The sequence below is a fragment of the Oleiphilus sp. HI0080 genome (genome assembly GCF_001635135.1).
In genome coordinates this window covers 1-1,238 of record NZ_LWFU01000988.1, presented here as the reverse complement: position 1 = coordinate 1,238, position 1,238 = coordinate 1, and the positions used below count along the sequence as shown (strand labels likewise).

Annotated in this window: 2 protein-coding genes; both read right to left on the bottom strand. The window is 45.9% G+C overall.

The genetic code is table 11. The annotated features are described in order from the left end of the window. On the bottom strand, positions 1-406 hold a 406-nt coding region (locus A3751_RS18945), incomplete at its 3' end, for a hypothetical protein (RefSeq protein ID WP_156492626.1). Positions 407-558: 152 nt separating this feature from the next. Further along, the coding region (locus A3751_RS23160) for a hypothetical protein (protein WP_197466509.1) at positions 559-1,238 on the bottom strand (680 nt) is incomplete at its 5' end.

Here is a 1,238-nt window from a genome sequence, read left to right as displayed (position 1 = left end):
AACGAATCAAGCGTTCGATCAAATTTGCATGCGCATTCAAAGAAAGAATCTCATTTCGCTGAGTGTAGTGATAGAACAACGGAATGAGCCTCTCTAGTTGCGTTTCGTCGAAGCTAGAGATTAATGCATCGCTCAACGGGTGTTCGAACCCAAGCGTGACGATGGGCTTAAGTCCATGTTCCGACTCGCGAATAACATTAACCGTCTCTGGAGCCGATACCGCCATGCTGTCTTTTGATAGATCGCCAACGATGACAAACGCATTAAATTGCTCACTATCAGACTCATCAAAGCGATCAAGCGCTCTTACTTGTACTTCAGACTCTACAACTTCAAAAGACGCAGACAGTTGGGTGAACTGCTCCTTAGAAGCGCCAATCACAGCAATACAAAACGTGCTTTTCATAAAAAACCGATGGTGAACTAAATTTTTAGGAAGTCAGTCTAGATTAGAGCAAATAATATTTTACACAAGAGCGTATTAACCCCTGCGCACCCGGCCTTGAAAGCCTGAAAGCCCAAAACCATCACAGCCGATTAAACTCACCGTGCGAATATCTAAAACAGGCCTTTAAGTTTGTCTTTAAGCGCATTGCTCGCTTTGTCTTTGGCCTCATCGGCCTGCGCATCAACGTAAGAATCAAGCTGCGTATCTAATAGAGACGCCACCGAATCAAGCTCGCCGTCCAGCAAGGCACTTTGATCGCCAAAGTAGTTAGTGACCTCTTTATTCTCTGCCAAATAATTACTTAGCTTGCTATCAAGCTTTGCCTTCAGCTTGCCCTCCCATTCTTTTTGTTTTTCTTTAAATCTTCCCGCGATCGCGTCTTTTAACACTTTGTCGAGATCAGATTCAAATGCAAACTCTGGCCGAGATAAGGTTCCAGATAACTGGCTGTTCAGATAAAAGCCTTCAACATTGGCAAGCGCACTTGCAAGCTCTTTAGCAACCTGCGACTCACCATCACCGACAAGCGTTGCGCTGTTAAAGCGACTGCCCACAGAACCGCTTAGGTTTTGATTTTCAAGCAGAACATCGGCGTTGAGATCCAATTTCGCAGCGGCAACGCTGACGGCGAGATTCTCGCTCTGGCTGAGATTCAGGTCTTCCAAACTCTGGCCTTTGATATCGATAGCGAGTGTATCGGTGGCCTGTTCCGTTCGGTGATCAATGGTCAACAAAATATCCAGTGCATCGGTATCGTTTAATTCGGTCGCCTTGGCGCTAACAACACTCG